The 15,200-nt window shown below is 71.6% G+C and carries 11 protein-coding genes; 7 read left to right on the top strand and 4 right to left on the bottom strand.

The window, feature by feature from the left end; translation table 11 throughout:
* The first annotated feature begins 27 nt into the window (after window positions 1-27).
* Window positions 28-1,266 carry a cysteine--1-D-myo-inosityl 2-amino-2-deoxy-alpha-D-glucopyranoside ligase gene (gene mshC, locus NYO98_RS07205; protein ID WP_268110884.1) on the top strand — a complete coding sequence of 413 codons (1,239 nt, stop codon included), beginning with the start codon at window positions 28-30 and terminating at the stop codon, window positions 1,264-1,266.
* A gap of 542 nt (window positions 1,267-1,808) precedes the next feature.
* On the opposite strand, the gene NYO98_RS07200 is transcribed toward mshC, so the two are convergent.
* Window positions 1,809-2,654 (bottom strand): PAC2 family protein, encoded by an 846-nt coding sequence (locus NYO98_RS07200; RefSeq protein WP_268110883.1) that lies wholly within the window; start codon window positions 2,652-2,654, stop codon window positions 1,809-1,811.
* Between the two features lie 207 nt (window positions 2,655-2,861).
* On the opposite strand from NYO98_RS07200, the gene metH reads away from it, so the two are divergent.
* The gene (metH, locus tag NYO98_RS07195; RefSeq protein WP_456094055.1) at window positions 2,862-6,575 is read left to right on the top strand and encodes a methionine synthase; all 3,714 of its coding nucleotides are present in this window, start codon (window positions 2,862-2,864) and stop codon (window positions 6,573-6,575) included.
* 9 nt (window positions 6,576-6,584) lie between these two features.
* On the opposite strand, the gene NYO98_RS07190 is transcribed toward metH, so the two are convergent.
* The gene (locus NYO98_RS07190; protein WP_268110881.1) at window positions 6,585-8,006 is read right to left on the bottom strand and encodes a GntP family permease; all 1,422 of its coding nucleotides are present in this window, start codon (window positions 8,004-8,006) and stop codon (window positions 6,585-6,587) included.
* Between the two features lie 139 nt (window positions 8,007-8,145).
* Here NYO98_RS07190 and NYO98_RS07185 point away from each other — a divergent pair, with 139 nt between their 5' ends.
* Entirely contained in the window at window positions 8,146-8,874 is a 729-nt protein-coding gene (locus tag NYO98_RS07185; protein WP_268110880.1) for an HAD family hydrolase, read from the top strand.
* 13 nt (window positions 8,875-8,887) lie between these two features.
* Here NYO98_RS07185 and NYO98_RS07180 read toward each other — a convergent pair whose 3' ends face one another.
* The gene (locus NYO98_RS07180; RefSeq protein WP_268110878.1) at window positions 8,888-9,808 is read right to left on the bottom strand and encodes a RecB family exonuclease; all 921 of its coding nucleotides are present in this window, start codon (window positions 9,806-9,808) and stop codon (window positions 8,888-8,890) included.
* Window positions 9,809-9,875: 67 nt separating this feature from the next.
* Between NYO98_RS07180 and NYO98_RS07175 the strand changes: the two genes are divergently transcribed.
* The 4 genes from NYO98_RS07175 (at window position 9,876) to NYO98_RS07160 (ending at window position 14,393) form a co-directional block, all read left to right on the top strand.
* Window positions 9,876-11,045, top strand: a complete 1,170-nt coding sequence (locus NYO98_RS07175; protein WP_268110877.1) for a site-2 protease family protein — start codon at window positions 9,876-9,878, stop codon at window positions 11,043-11,045.
* A gap of 35 nt (window positions 11,046-11,080) precedes the next feature.
* Window positions 11,081-12,055, top strand: a complete 975-nt coding sequence (locus NYO98_RS07170) for a tRNA (adenine-N1)-methyltransferase (protein ID WP_268110876.1) — start codon at window positions 11,081-11,083, stop codon at window positions 12,053-12,055.
* Between the two features lie 206 nt (window positions 12,056-12,261).
* A complete protein-coding gene (gene arc / locus NYO98_RS07165) occupies window positions 12,262-14,007 on the top strand; it encodes a proteasome ATPase (RefSeq protein WP_268110875.1) in 1,746 nt (581 codons plus the stop codon).
* Window positions 14,008-14,027: 20 nt separating this feature from the next.
* Complete coding sequence (locus NYO98_RS07160) at window positions 14,028-14,393, top strand: hypothetical protein (protein WP_268110874.1); 366 nt, start codon at window positions 14,028-14,030, stop codon at window positions 14,391-14,393.
* A 182-nt stretch (window positions 14,394-14,575) separates the two neighbouring features.
* Here the strand turns inward: NYO98_RS07160 and NYO98_RS07155 are convergent, their stop codons facing one another.
* Window positions 14,576-15,199: a class I SAM-dependent methyltransferase gene (locus tag NYO98_RS07155; RefSeq protein ID WP_268110873.1), complete on the bottom strand. Its 624-nt coding sequence runs from the start codon at window positions 15,197-15,199 to the stop codon at window positions 14,576-14,578.
* Window position 15,200: the final 1 nt, after the last annotated feature.

The following is a 15,200-nucleotide window of genomic DNA, read 5'->3' as shown; positions in this document are numbered from 1 at the left end:
TCCCGGGCGGCGGATAGGCTGCGCCGCATGCGTGCCTGGTCGTCGCCCGACGTTCCCTCACTGCCCGTGACGGGCCCCGTCGTGCGGGTGCACGACACCGCGAGCGACGCCCTCGTCGAGACCCGGCCCGAGGGCCCGGCGCGGATGTACGTCTGCGGGATCACGCCCTATGACGCCACCCACATGGGCCACGCCGCCACCTACGTCGGCCTCGACCTGCTCCACCGCGCCTGGCGCAACGCCGGCCACGAGGTGACCTACGTCCAGAACGTGACCGACGTCGACGACCCGCTGCTGGAGCGCGCCGCCAAGGTCGGCGTCGACTGGGCCGAGCTCGCCCAGCGCGAGACGCAGCTCTTCCGGGACGACATGGAGGCGCTGCGCGTGCTGCCGCCCGCGCACTACACCGGGGCGGTCGAGTCGATCCCTCAGGTGATCGAGCTGATCCAGCGGCTCGACGAGGTCGGCGCCGTCTACCGCGTCGAGGACGACCTCTACTTCTCGGTGACCGCCGACGACGCGTTCGGCGAGGTCTCCGGCTGGGACCGCGACCGGATGCTCGAGGTCTTCCCCGAGCGTGGCGGCGACCCGGACCGCGAGGGCAAGAAGGACCCCCTCGACTGCCTGCTGTGGCGTGCCGAGCGACCGGGCGAGCCGTCGTGGGACAGCCCGTGGGGCCCCGGCAGGCCGGGCTGGCACGTCGAGTGCTCCGCGATCGCGCTCGACCACCTCGGGGCGACGTTCGACGTCCAGGGCGGGGGCAGCGACCTCGTCTTCCCGCACCACGAGATGTCGGCCGGTCACGCCCAGGTCGCCCATCCGGGCGAGCGGTTCGCGCGGGCCTACGCCCACGCCGGGATGGTCGCCTACGACGGCGAGAAGATGTCGAAGTCGAAGGGCAACCTCGTCTTCGTCTCCGCGCTGCGGATGAGCGAGGTGGACCCGATGGCGATCCGCCTGGTGCTGCTGCGCCACCACTACCGCAGCGACTGGGAGTGGACCGACGACCAGCTCTGGGACGCCGTCGACACCCTCGCCGCCTGGCGCCGCGCCCTCGCGCTCGGCTCGGGTGCCCCGGCGCTGCCCGTCGTCGAGCGCGTGCTCGCCGCGCTGGCCGACGACCTCGACGCGCCGACGGCCGTCGCCGCCGTCCAGGAGTGGGTGGAGGCGACCCTCGGCACCACGGGCCTCGCCGACACCTCCGACCCCGAGGCCGCGGCGACGATCCACCGGCTCCTCGACGCCGCCCTCGGCCTCTCCCTCTGACGTACCACCCCGTGGCTGGGGCACCGCCACGCGGCGTGTCGGCGTACGACGCGCGGGCGGGCGGTCGCTGAGCCACCTGACGTACGCCCAGGATGTGGCTGGGCCACCGCCACGCGGCGTGTCGGCGTACGACGCGCGGGCGGGCGGTGGCTGAGCGACATTTCGCGGTCGGGGAGTGTGGGTGGGGCACCGCACCGCGGCGTGTCGGCGTACGACGCGCGGGCGGGCGGTGGCTGAGCCACCTGACGTACGCCCAGGATGTGGCTGGGCCACCGCCGCGCGGCGTGTCGGCGTACGACGCGCGGGCGGGCGGTGCGTGAGCCACCTGACGTACGCCCAGGATGTGGGTGGGGCACCGCCACGCGGCGTGTCGGCGTACGACGCGCGGGGGAGCGGTGGCTGAGCGACAATTCGCGGCCGGGGAGTGTGGGTGGGGCACCGCCGCGCGGCGTGTCGGCGTACGACGCGCGGGCGGGCGGTGCGTGAGCCACCTGACGTACGCCCAGGATATGGGTGGGGCACCGCCGCGCCGCGTGTCGGCGTCAGTCGGTGTCGCGGCGCTTGAGGTAGCGCTCGAACTCGCGGGCGATGGCCTCGCCGGAGGCCTCGGGGAGGTCGGCGGTGTCACGGGTCTCCTCGAGCGCGCGGACGTAGTCGGCGACGTCCTCGTCCTCGGCGGCGAGCTCGTCCACGCCGCGCTCCCAGGCCTTGGCGTCGTCGGCGAGGTCGCCGATGGGCATGGGGGCCTGGAGCAGCTCCTCGAGCTGGCCGAGCAGCGCGAGCGTGGCCTTCGGGCACGGCGGCTGGGCGACGTAGTGGGGGACCGCGGCCCAGTAGGAGACGGCCGGGATGTCGAGCTGGGTGCACGCGTCGTTGAAGACGCCGACGATGCCGGTCGGCCCCTCGTAGGTCGACTGCTCGAGGACGAGGCGGTCGACGAGCTCGGGCTCGCTCGCCGTGCCGGTGACCGGGATGGGACGGGTGTGCGGGGTGTCCGCGAGCAGCGCGCCCATGGTCACCACGAGCTCGGCGCCGAGGTCGTCGCAGGCGGCGAGGAGCTCGGCGCAGAACTGGCGCCACTTCATGTTGGGCTCGATCCCGCGCAGCAGGATGACGTCGCGGTCGAGCTCGGCAGGTCGCGCGACCGCGATGCGGGTGGTAGGCCAGGTCAGGCGTCGGTAGCCGTTGGCGTCGGTCCCGATGATCGGGCGGTTGACCTGGAAGTCGTAGAACTCCTCCGGGTCGATCGCTCCGATCACCTCGGCCTTCCACTGCTCGATGAGGTGGTCCACCAGCCCCGAGGCCGCGTCGGCAGCGTCGTTCCACCCCTCGAAGGCGGCGATCACCACGGGGGACACCAGGTCCTGCACGTCGTCGAACTCGATCACCTGCCCAGCCTAGGGCGCGACGCCCAGCGTTCCGTCGTGATTTCGCCGCTCGACGCGCCGGGTGCCACCATGTGGGAATCCTGTCCGCGTGTCGGACGATGTTCCTAGGCTGGCCCTACCGCCGCCCGGAAGGAGCCACCACCCGTGGAGCCGCAGCACCGCCCTGACGCCACCGCCGCCCTGACGGCCATCCTGAGCGAGCGGATCATGGTGCTGGACGGCGCGATGGGCACGGCGATCCAGCGCGACCGGCCCGACGAGGCCGGCTACCGCGGCGAGCGCTTCGCCGACCACCCGAGCGACCTGGTCGGCAACAACGACCTGCTCACCGTGACGCAGCCGCAGATCATCCGCACGATCCACGAGGAGTACCTCCGGGCCGGCGCGGACATCATCGAGACCAACACGTTCAACGCCAACGCGATCTCGCTGTCCGACTACGGCCTCGAGGACCTCGCCTACGAGCTCAACTTCGAGTCCGCCCGCCTCGCCCGCGCCGCCGCCGACGAGGTGGCGACCGACGACCGGCCCCGCTGGGTGGCCGGCGCTCTCGGCCCCACGACCCGGACGGCGTCCATCTCGCCCGACGTCAACGACCCGGGTGCGCGCAACGTGTCGTTCGACCAGCTCGCCGACGCCTACCTCGTGGCCGCCCGCGGCCTCGTCGACGGGGGCGCCGACCTGCTGATGATCGAGACGATCTTCGACACCCTCAACGCCAAGGCGGCCATCTTCGCCGTCGAGACGCTCTTCGAGGAGCAGGAGCGGCGCTGGCCGGTCATCATCTCCGGCACGATCACTGACGCGTCCGGGCGCACCCTGTCCGGCCAGGTCACCGAGGCGTTCTGGGACTCGGTGCGCCACGCCCGCCCCCTGGCCGTCGGCCTCAACTGCGCCCTGGGTGCACGCGACATGCGCCCCTACGTCGCCGAGCTCTCCCGCCTGGCCGACTCGTTCGTCAGCGTCTACCCCAACGCCGGGCTGCCCAACGCCTTCGGGGAGTACGACGAGACGCCCGACCAGACGGCCGCCGTGCTCGCGGAGTTCGCCGACGCCGGCTTCCTCAACCTCGTCGGCGGGTGCTGCGGCACGACGCCCGACCACATCGCCGCGATCGCCGGCGCGGTCGAGGGCAAGGAGCGTCGCGAGCCGGTCACGATCGAGCCGGTGATGCGGCTGTCCGGCCTGGAGCCGCTGACGATCACCGAGGACAGTCTCTTCGTCAACGTCGGCGAGCGCACCAACATCACCGGTTCCGCGCGCTTCCGCAAGCTCATCAAGGACGGCGACTACGACGCCGCGCTGGCCGTGGCCGCGCAGCAGGTCGAGGCCGGCGCGCAGGTCATCGACGTCAACATGGACGAGGGGATGATCGACGGGGTCGCGGCCATGGACCGCTTCCTGAAGCTGATCGCCGCCGAGCCCGACATCAGCCGGGTGCCGGTGATGGTCGACTCCTCCAAGTGGGAGGTCATCGAGGCCGGCCTCAAGTGCGTCCAGGGCAAGCCGATCGTGAACTCGATCTCCATGAAGGAGGGCGAGGAGCCGTTCCGCGAGCACGCCCGGCTGTGCCGCAAGTACGGCGCCGCTGTCGTCGTGATGGCGTTCGACGAGGACGGCCAGGCCGACAACCTCGAGCGTCGCAAGGCCATCTGCGAGCGGGCCTACCGCATCCTCGTCGACGAGGTGGGGTTCCCGCCCGAGGACATCATCTTCGACCCCAACGTCTTCGCCGTCGCCACCGGCATCGAGGAGCACGCCACCTACGGCGAGGACTTCATCGAGGCGACCCGCTGGATCAAGCAGAACCTCCCCGGGGCGAAGGTCAGCGGCGGCATCTCCAACGTCTCGTTCTCCTTCCGCGGCAACAACCCCGTCCGTGAGGCGATCCACGCCGTCTTCCTCTTCCACGCCATCCGCGCGGGACTCGACATGGGCATCGTCAACGCCGGCGCCCTCGTCGTCTACGACGAGGTCGACGCTGAGCTGCGCGAGCGCATCGAGGACGTCGTCCTCAACCGTCGGGCCGACGCCGCCGAGCGGCTCCTCGAGATCGCCGAGCGCTACAACGTCGCCGCCGACGCCGTCGAGGAGGCGGAGCACGAGTGGCGCTCGCTCCCGCTGCGCGAGCGCATCACCCACGCCCTGGTCAAGGGCATCGACGCCCACGTCGAGGACGACACCGAGGCGCTCCGCGCCGAGATCGCGACGGCCGGTGGCCGGCCCATCGAGGTCATCGAGGGTCCGCTCATGGACGGCATGAACGTCGTCGGTGACCTCTTCGGTGCGGGCAAGATGTTCCTCCCGCAGGTCGTCAAGAGCGCCCGCGTGATGAAGAAGGCCGTGGCCTACCTGATCCCCTTCATCGAGGAGGAGAAGGCCAAGGACCCCGCCCTCGCGGCCCAGAAGGACACCAACGGCACGATCGTCATGGCGACCGTCAAGGGCGACGTCCACGACATCGGCAAGAACATCGTCGGCGTCGTCCTGCAGTGCAACAACTACGAGGTCATCGACCTCGGCGTGATGGTCCCGGCCCAGAAGATCCTCGACGCGGCGCAGGAGCACGACGCCCACATCATCGGCCTGTCCGGGCTGATCACCCCGTCCCTCGACGAGATGGTCAACTTCGCCTCGGAGATGCAGCGCCTCGGCCTCGACATCCCGCTGCTCATCGGCGGCGCCACCACCTCACGCGCCCACACGGCCGTGAAGATCGACCAGAAGTACGACGGCCCCGTGGTGTGGGTCAAGGACGCGTCCCGGTCGGTCCCGACCGCCGCCGCCCTCCTCAGCCCCACGGGCCGCGAGAAGCTCATGAGCGACGTGCAGGCCGACTTCGACTCCCTGCGCACCCGCCACTCGGCCAAGAACGACCGCCCGATGGTGACGCTGGAGCAGGCGCGCGCCAACGCCACCCCCGTCGACTGGTCGGACTACCACCCGCCCAAGCCCCACATGCTGCTGCGGCAGGACCACGCGATCTCACCGTTCACCGGCGTCAAGGCCGGCCAGCACGTGCGGGTGATCCGCGACCAGGACCTGTCGACGCTGCGGCGCTACATCGACTGGCAGCCGTTCTTCAACGCGTGGGAGATGAAGGGGGCCTTCCCCGACATCCTCAACAACCCCGGCTCCGGCCCCGCCGCCCGCAAGCTCTACGACGACGCGCAGGCGATGCTCGACCGGATGATCGAGGAGAGGTGGATCCGCGCCCACGGCGTGGTCGGCTTCTTCCCGGCCAGCTCGGTGGGCGACGACGTGGAGCTCTACCTCGACGACGACCGCAGCGAGGTGCACGCCACCCTCCGCCACCTCCGGCAGCAGGGCCAGCACCGCGACGGGGTGCCCAACCGCTCGCTGGCCGACTACGTCGCCCCGAAGGAGACCGGCCTGCGTGACCACGTGGGCGGGTTCGCGGTGACCGCCGGCGACGGGCTCGCGGACCGCGTGGCGGCCTTCCGCGAGGACCTCGACGACTACAACGCCATCCTGCTCGAGTCCCTCGGCGACCGGCTCGCCGAGGCGTTCGCCGAGCACCTCCACGAGCGGGTGCGCAAGGAGCTGTGGGGCTACGCGCCCGACGAGCAGCTCGACAACGTCGGCCTCATCAAGGAGCAGTACGACGGCATCCGGCCGGCGCCGGGCTACCCGGCGTGCCCCGAGCACACCGAGAAGCAGACGCTCTGGGAGCTCCTCGACGTCGAGGAGCACACCGGGATCAAGCTCACCGAGTCGATGGCGATGTGGCCCGGTGCGTCGGTGAGCGGCTTCTACTACTCCCACCCCCAGGCGCAGTACTTCGTGGTGGGCCGGCTGGCCCGCGACCAGGTCGCCGACTACGCCGAGCGCAAGGGCTGGACGCTCGCCGAGGCGGAGCGGTGGCTCTCGCCCAACCTGGGCTACGACCCCGAGGACTGACCGGACCGCTCAGAGGACCACGGCCGTCAGCATCACGAGCGGCAGCGAGACCACCGACGCGACCGACGTCACCAGCGTCAGCGTCTTGAGCGTGCCCTTGGTCGACAGCCCGAGCAGCGACTTGAACATCCAGAAGAAGTTGCTGTTGACCTGCAGGGCGAACATCGCGCCCGAGGCGATGGCGAGCCCGATGGCGATGGGGGAGATGGTCAAGGAGTCGAGGATCGGGGCGATGATGCCGGCCGCGGTGATCGCTGCCACCGACACCGAGCCGATGGCGAGGTGCAGGACCGCGGCGATGAACCACGCCAGCAGGATGCTGAGCACGACCGGGGCGCCCTCGTCGGCCTGGAACAGGTCGCCGAGCACGCTGTCGAGCCCGGTCGCCTCGATGACGGCGCCGAGCGAGCCGCCGACACCCGTGATCAGCAGGATCTCCCCGGTCGTGTGGAACCCGTCCTCCATCGCCTCGCTGGTGTGCTCGCGGCCAGACGAGGTCCGCGAGAGGAAGTAGGCGCCGAGCAGGCCGATGAAGAGCGCGATGTTGGCGTCGCCCAGGAAGGCGATGAAGGCGTTCGACCACCCGCCGAGCTCGGCGAACGCACCGAACGCGATCAGCAGGAGCGGCACCAGGATCGGCAGCATCAGCACGGCGAGCGGGAGCTGGCGCACGCCCTGCCGCTCCTTGGCGGCGCTCGCCTCCGACTCGCTGCGGGCGAGGGCCTCCTCCGAGGAGTCCGTCTCGCCCGTCAGGTAGGCGCGGTCCGCGGCCTCCTGCTCGGCCATCGCCTCGTCGACCTCCTCGTCGGTCTCCGGGTTCCAGAAGCCGCCGGCCGAGAACAGCAGGCGCATCAGCAGCGTGGAGACGAGGGCCGTGACGAGGCCGATCAGGACGCCGTAGACCAGCCAGTCACCGAGGCGGATGTCGAGCAGCCCGGCGATCGAGATCGCGGCGAGGCCGGGGATGACGAACACGTAGCCGGCGAAGATGCCGCAGCCCAGCGCGGACGCCAGCACGGGGAGGCCGACCTTGCCGATGAACGGCGACGCGGAGCGCGCCACCGGCGCAGCGAGGACCACCTGCACGTCCACGTAGATCGACGGCATCACCACGGCCAGCATCGACGTGAGGGCGTACGGCAGCCGTCCCGAGCCGACCCGTTGGACCAGGAGTGCGACCAGGCGGCGGAACGCGCCGGTCGAGTGCAGCAGCGAGCCGATGAGCACGCCGAATCCGATGAGCAGGCCGACCTCCGCCATGATCCCGCCGAAGCCGGTGGTGATCGCCTCGACGGTGCCGGCGAAGCCGACGCCGCCGGCCAGGCCGAGGTAGAGGGACCCGAGGATCAGTGAGATCACCGGGTCGATGCGGGCCTTGATGATCAGTCCGATGACCAGGACGATCGCGATCGTGGTGTGCAGGGCGACCATGGCTCTCCAGAGAAGTCGACGTGCCCGAGAGGGTCCCGAGTGGCCCCTTGTCTACCGGTGCCGGGCGATGCTTGACCACCCGGTGCCGGGTGGTGGGCCCCGTCGGCTCGTGCCGCCGATGGTCGATAGGGTCGGGCCCGTGACGTCACACCGGACCCTGGTCGACGAGGTCGCCCGCGACCGCACGACCGCCCCTGCCGCGGTGCTCTGGGACATGGACGGCACGCTCGTCGACACGGAGCCCTACTGGATCGCCACCGAGTACGCGATGGCGGAGAAGTACGGCGGCACCTGGTCGGACGAGCACGCGTTGAACCTGGTGGGCAACGCCCTCCTCGAGTCCGGCGACTACATCCGGGTCCACATGGGCATCGACCGCACCCCCCAGCAGATCGTCGACGAGCTGCTCGACGGGGTCGTGGCGCGGGTCGAGGTCGAGGTGCCGTGGCGTCCCGGGGCCCGCGAGCTCCTCACCGACCTCCACCGCAACGGCGTGCCCTGCGCCCTGGTCACCATGTCGTGGCAGCGGTTCGTCGACCCGATCCTCGCCCGGCTCCCCGACGACGCCTTCGCGACCGTGGTGACCGGTGACCGCGTCGAGTTCGGCAAGCCGCACCCCGAGCCCTACCTCACCGCGGCCGCGGAGCTCGGTCACGACCCGGCCGCGTGCGTCGCCATCGAGGACTCGAACACCGGGGCGAGGTCGGCCGTCGCCGCCGGGTGCACCGTCCTGTGCGTGCCCCACCACGTGCCGGTCCTGGCGGGGGAGGGGCGCGTGTTCGTCGACACCCTCGAGGGCCTCGACACCGCCGGCCTCGCCGCGCTCGTCGACGCCTACGCCGCCGGCTCGACGACGCCGAGGACCTGAGCCGCGCGAGGGGTCAGTCGGTCGACTCGTCCGTCGACGCGTCCGTCGCCCCCGCCGGCGCGGGCTCGGGCAACGGAGGGATCGTGCCGCCCTTGGTGGGGCAGAACTGGTGGAAGGAGCACCAGTCGCACAGCCGCGAGGGGCTCGGTCGCCAGTCGCCCGTCTCCTGGGCCAGGCGGATCGCCCGCCACACCGCCTCCACCTTGCGCTCGGTGGCGCGCAGGTCGTCCTCGTCGGGCTCGTAGCGGAGGATCTCGCCGTTGCCGAGGTAGACCAGCTGGAGCACCGACGGCACGACGCCGCGCAGCCGCCAGAGGACCAGCGCGTAGAACCTCATCTGGAAGAGCGCCCTGGCCTCGTAGCCCTCGCTGGGAGCCTTGCCGGTCTTGTAGTCCACCACCCTGATCCGGCCGTCCGGCGCCACGTCGACCCGGTCGACGAACCCGCGGAGCAGGAGCTTGGAGTCCAGGAGCGTCTCGACGTAGAGCTCGCGCTCGGCCGGCTCGAGGCGGCGCGGGTCCTCGAGGTCGAAGTAGCGGTCCAGCACGGTGCCGCAGGAGGCGAGCCACGCCGCGAGGTCGGGCCCCTCGCCCCCGAACATCTCGGCCAGGCCGGGGTCGGCCTCCAGCAGCAGCTCCCAGGTGGGCGTCAGCATGTCGCCGGCGCGCTCCGGCGTGCGCTCCGCCGCCGGCGCGTCGAAGAGGTCCTCGAGCACCTTGTGCACCACGGTCCCGCGGACGGCGTCGGGCGACGGCGGCTCGGGCAGCCGGTCGATGGTGCGGAAGCGGTACAGCAGGGGGCAGGCCAGGAAGTCGCCCGCCCGGCTGGGCGAGATCGCTCCCAGCACGTCGACTCCGTCCACGGGCGTGGAGATCCGATCGGCCGGCGAGTCGGCCGCATCGGGGGTGGCGGTCGGTGGGTGGGGGATCGACATGACGCCGCCACCCTAGGCGCGGCCACCGACAGCGGCCGGTGTGGGCGGTGTTCGTTAGTGTTCAGACGTGCCCGACCCCACCGATCCAGCGCCTGCAGACGGCGACCAGCGGCGCCCCCCGCGCCCGCCCGGCACGCTGCGCATCGGCTCGATCGTCGGGATCGACGTGCTGATCACCACCTCGTGGTTCGTGGTCGCGCTGCTCATCGCGCTGGCGTTCGGGCCCCGCATCGAGGAGGCCCAGCCCGGGCTGGGGTTCTGGAAGTACGTCGCCGGCTTCGCGTTCGCGGTCGTGCTCTACCTCTCCGTCCTGCTCCACGAGGCGTCGCACGCCATCGTCGCCAAGCGCCTGGGTTACGGCGTCAACTCGATCACGCTGCACTTCCTCGGCGGCATGACGGAGGTCGACGGGCAGTCGCGGCGCCCGCGCCACGAGTTCTGGATCGCCGTCGTGGGGCCGCTCACCTCGATCGCCGTCGGCGCCGTGGCCGCACTCGCCGCGTCCGCGATGTCCGAGGGGCTGCTCCGCGAGGCGATGGTGCTCCTCGCCGGTGCCAACCTGCTCATCGGCGTCCTCAACCTCGTGCCCGGGCTGCCGCTCGACGGTGGGCGGGTGCTCAAGGCGCTCGTGTGGGGTGCCTCCGGCAACCAGCACCGCGGCAGCATCGTGGCCGGCTGGGGTGGCCGGATCACGGCCCTGGCCCTGCTGGCCTGGCCGCTCGTGCAGGAGCAGGTCATCGGCGAGCCGCCGACCATCCTCGACCTCGTCCTCGTGTTCATCCTCGGCCTGTTCCTCTGGACCGGCGCGACGGCGGCGATGGCCCACGCCCGGCTCCGGCAGCGCCTCCCGGCCCTCGTCGCGCGCCCGCTCGCCCGTCGTACGCTCACCGTCCCCGAGGACGTGCCCCTCGCCGAGGCGGTGCGCCGGGCCCAGGAGGCCGAGGCGGGCAGCATCGTGACCGTCGCGGCCGACGGGACTCCCGTGGGCATCGTCAGCGAGGCGGCGGTGACGGCGATGCCGGCCGAACGGCGCCCCTGGGTGCCGGTCTCGGCGGTCGCCCGCACGATGGAGGAGGGGCTCACGCTGCCGGCCAGCGTCGCGGGGGAGGACCTCATCCTCGCGATCAGCCGTCGCCCCGCGGAGGAGTACCTCCTCGTCGAGGCCGACGGCCGCATCTACGGCGTGCTGTCCACGGCCGACGTCGACCGGGCCTTCCGTGACAACGCTCGCCGCTGAGGGAAATCGGCGCCCGCGCCACTAGGGTTCGCGCCATGTCCGAGCCCTCTCCTGACGTCCCCGCCGAGGCCTGGTCCGGCGTCCACCGCGGCCCCCTGCGCGAGGGCGAGTGGGTGCGGCTGACCGACCAGAAGGGTCGCAAGCACAACTTCGAGCTGGTCGCCGGCAAGCGGTTCTTCTCCAACAAGGGCCACCTCGACCACGACGAGATGATCGGCCGCGACGAGGGTTTCACCGTCACCTCGTCGGCCGGCGGGCAGTACCTCGTGTTCCGCCCGCTCCTCAACGAGTTCGTCGTCTCCATGCCCCGCGGTGCCGCGGTGGTCTACCCGAAGGACGCCGCCCAGATCGTCGCCCTTGCGGACATCTACCCGGGCGCCCGCGTCGTCGAGGCGGGCGCCGGGTCCGGCGCGCTGACCTGCTCGCTGCTGCGCGCCGTGGGCCCGTGGGGCCGGGTGACGTCCTTCGAGCTCCGCGAGGAGTTCGCCGAGGTCGCACGCCGCAACGTCCACCAGTTCTTCTCGGCCCCCGAGGGGCAGACCCACCCGGCGTGGGACCTGCGCCTCGGCGACCTCAAGGACGGCCTCCCCGGGCTCGGCACGCAGGTCGACCGGGTCATCCTCGACATGCTCGACCCGTGGAACTGCGTCGACGTGGTCGCCGACGCACTGGTCCCGGGCGGCATCGTGTGCGCCTACGTCGCCACGACGACGCAGCTGTCACGCGTCGTGGAGACCCTGCGCGCCCACGGCGGGTTCACCGAGCCGCAGCCCTGGGAGTCCCTGGTGCGCGACTGGCACGTGGAGGGCCTCGCCGTGCGGCCCGGCCACAAGATGATCGGGCACACCGCGTTCCTCGTCACCGCCCGCCGGATGGCGCCGGGGGAGAAGCCGCCACGCAAGACGCGTCGTCCCGCGCCCGGCGCGTACGGCCCCGACTACACCGGCCCGCGCCCGGCCGACGTCCCTCCCCTCGAGGCGACCGACGGGCACCCCGACGCGGACCTGTGAGCCGCGAGGTCCCGTCCCCGATCGGATGACGGCGGCCGCGTGACGGTGGCGGCGTACGACATCGGTTCCGGCCCCGCGGTTGTCGCGTGCCGCCACCCTGGCCGGCGTCGGGATCGGGGAGCGTTGCCCAAAGGTGATCAACACGGCGAGATATTCGCTTCCGTCCCGTGGATCCATGGGTAGTGTCACTGAGCAGGAGGTGCGAGATGTCTGAGCCGACCCGAGAGCAACTTGCCACTCAGGTGCGCTACCTGGAGGCCGAGGTCACCGACCTGCGCCGCCGCCTGGAGGACCTGCCCGGTCAGTCCCGCGGCCTGGAGACCCGGCTGGCCGACGCCCAGCGCTCCCTGGCCGCCGTCTCGAGCCAGAACGAGCGGCTCGCCCAGACGCTGCGCGACGCGCGCGACCAGATCACCACGCTCAAGGAGGAGGTCGACCGCCTGGCGCAGCCGCCGGCGGGCTTCGGCACCTTCCTCGGGCGCAACGAGGACGACTCCGTCGACGTGTTCACCGGCGGGCGCAAGCTGCGGGTGAGCGTGAGCCCCGCCGTCGAGCTCGACGGCCTCGTGCGCGGCCAGGAGGTCATGCTCAACGAGGCCCTCAACGTCGTCGCCGCCCTTGACTTCGAGCAGGTCGGCGAGGTCGTCATGCTCAAGGAGATCCTCGCCGACGGCGAGCGTGCCCTCGTGATCGCCAACGCCGACGAGGAGCGCGTGGTCCGCCTCGCCGAGCCGCTGTGCGCCGAGGACGTCACCATCCGGGCCGGCGACTCCCTGCTGCTCGACACCCGCGCCGGCTACGTCTACGAGGTCGTCCCGAAGTCCGAGGTCGAGGAGCTCGTCCTGGAGGAGGTGCCCGACATCGACTACACCCAGATCGGCGGCCTCACCACCCAGATCGACGCGATCCGCGACGCCGTCGAGCTGCCCTACCTCCACCCCGAGCTGTTCAAGGACCACGAGCTGAAGCCGCCGAAGGGCGTGCTGCTCTACGGCCCGCCCGGCTGCGGCAAGACGCTCATCGCCAAGGCCGTCGCCAACTCGCTGGCCAAGAAGGTCGCCGAGCGCACCGGGGCGTCGGGGAAGTCCTACTTCCTCAACATCAAGGGCCCCGAGCTGTTGAACAAGTACGTCGGCGAGACCGAGCGCCACATCCGCCTGGTGTTCCAGCGGGCGCGCGAGAAGGCCTCGCTCGGCACCCCGGTCATCGTCTTCTTCGACGAGATGGACTCGCTCTTCCGCACCCGCGGCTCGGGGGTGTCCTCCGACGTGGAGAACACGATCGTGCCCCAGCTGCTCAGCGAGATCGACGGCGTCGAGGCCCTCGAGAACGTCCTGGTGATCGGCGCCTCCAACCGCGAGGACATGATCGACCCCGCGATCCTGCGCCCCGGGCGACTCGACGTGAAGATCAAGATCGAACGCCCCGACGCGGAGTCGGCGCGCGACATCTTCTCGAAGTACCTCACGCCGACGCTGCCGCTGCACGCCGAGGACCTCGCCGAGTTCGGGCAGGACCGCACCGCTACCGTCAACGCGATGATCCGCGCGACGGTCGAGCGGATGTACACCGAGTCCGAGGAGAACCGGTTCCTCGAGGTCACCTACGCCAACGGCGACAAGGAGGTCCTCTACTTCAAGGACTTCAACTCGGGCGCGATGATCCAGAACATCGTCGACCGGGCGAAGAAGATGGCCATCAAGGACTTCCTCGAGAGCGACCTCAACCCCGCCCAGCGTGGTCTCCGGGTCCAGCACATGCTCCAGGCGTGCGTGGACGAGTTCAAGGAGAACGAGGACCTGCCCAACACGACCAACCCCGACGACTGGGCGCGGATCTCGGGCAAGAAGGGCGAGCGCATCGTCTTCATCCGCACGCTCATCACGGGCAAGCAGGGCACGGAGCCGGGCCGGTCGATCGACACGGTCGCCAACACCGGCCAGTACCTCTGAGCCCGGGCTGGGTCGCGCGCATGAGCCAGCAGGACGACCTCGGCCACGGCGACATCGAGGCCGCCCTCGCCGCCCGCCGCGAGCTCGGTGCCCGCTACGACGCCGAGCTCGTGGACGGCTTCGCCGACCGCATCGAGCGTGCGGTGGAGCGTCGGGCGGCCGAGCGCGGCGAGCTGCAGCAGCGTCGTACGGCCGGGACCGAGGGCGGCCGGATCCGCCAGTTCGTCCTCGGCGTGATCTCCGTCGGCGTCGGTGTCCCCATCACGATCGTGCCGATGGTCGCCACCGACAACGGGCTGCCGGCCGTGGTCGTGGCCTGGCTGGGCATCGCGGCGGTCAACGCCGCCCACGCCTCGACGATCAACGGGCCGCAGCGCCGCGACTGACCCGTCGGCGACACCCCTCGCGACACCCGTGGCGACACCCCTCCGGAGGAGTTGCCCCGCCCGCCGCGGGCACTAGGTTGGCGGGATGCGAACCATTCTGATCATCGTCGTCATCGTCGTCATCGTGCTGTTCCTCGTCGGGTTCCTCCGCCGCGGACGCTGAGCGTCCGCCTCACCCGACCTCACCCGGCCACGAGCCGGTAGACGTACGTCCACGGCCGGGCGATGGCCGGGCCCGGCAGGTACGCCTGCTCCCGCTGCTCGACCTCCCAACCGGAGGCCTCCAGCAGCCCGACCAGGTCGCGCGTGAGGTGGCAGCCGCCCGCGGTGGCCCGTTGCAGGGGCTCCATGCGGCGCTGCCAGCGGCGCACGGACTCGTCGGGCGCCAGGCCGTGCTCGAGGACGTGCAGGCGCCCTCCCTGCCGCACCACCCGCCGGGCCTCCCGCAGGGCGAGCAGGGGGTCGGGCACGGTGCACAGGCTGAAGGTCACGAGTGCGCCGTCGTGCGAGTCGTCGGGCAGGTCGAGCCGCTGTCCGTCGAGCCCGGCACGGTCGACCGTGACGTCGCTGCTCGCCCGCCGGGGCCCGGAGAGCTCCCAGGCGATGTCGGACGGCTCGATCGCGGTGACCGACGTGACCTCCGCGGGGTACCAGCGGACGTTGAGCCCGCTGCCGAACCCGATCTCCAGCACCCGGCCCGTCAGGCCGGTGCACGCGGCGCTGCGCAGCCCGTCCAGCTCGGGGGCGCTGAGCCTGCGGTCGGTCAGGCGTGGCAGCACGCGCTCGTCCCACACCCGTAGGCTCATC

This window comes from Nocardioides pini, from assembly GCF_026712185.1.
GTDB classification, from domain to species: domain Bacteria; phylum Actinomycetota; class Actinomycetes; order Propionibacteriales; family Nocardioidaceae; genus Nocardioides; species Nocardioides pini.
This window is presented reverse-complemented; position numbering and strand designations above follow the sequence as displayed.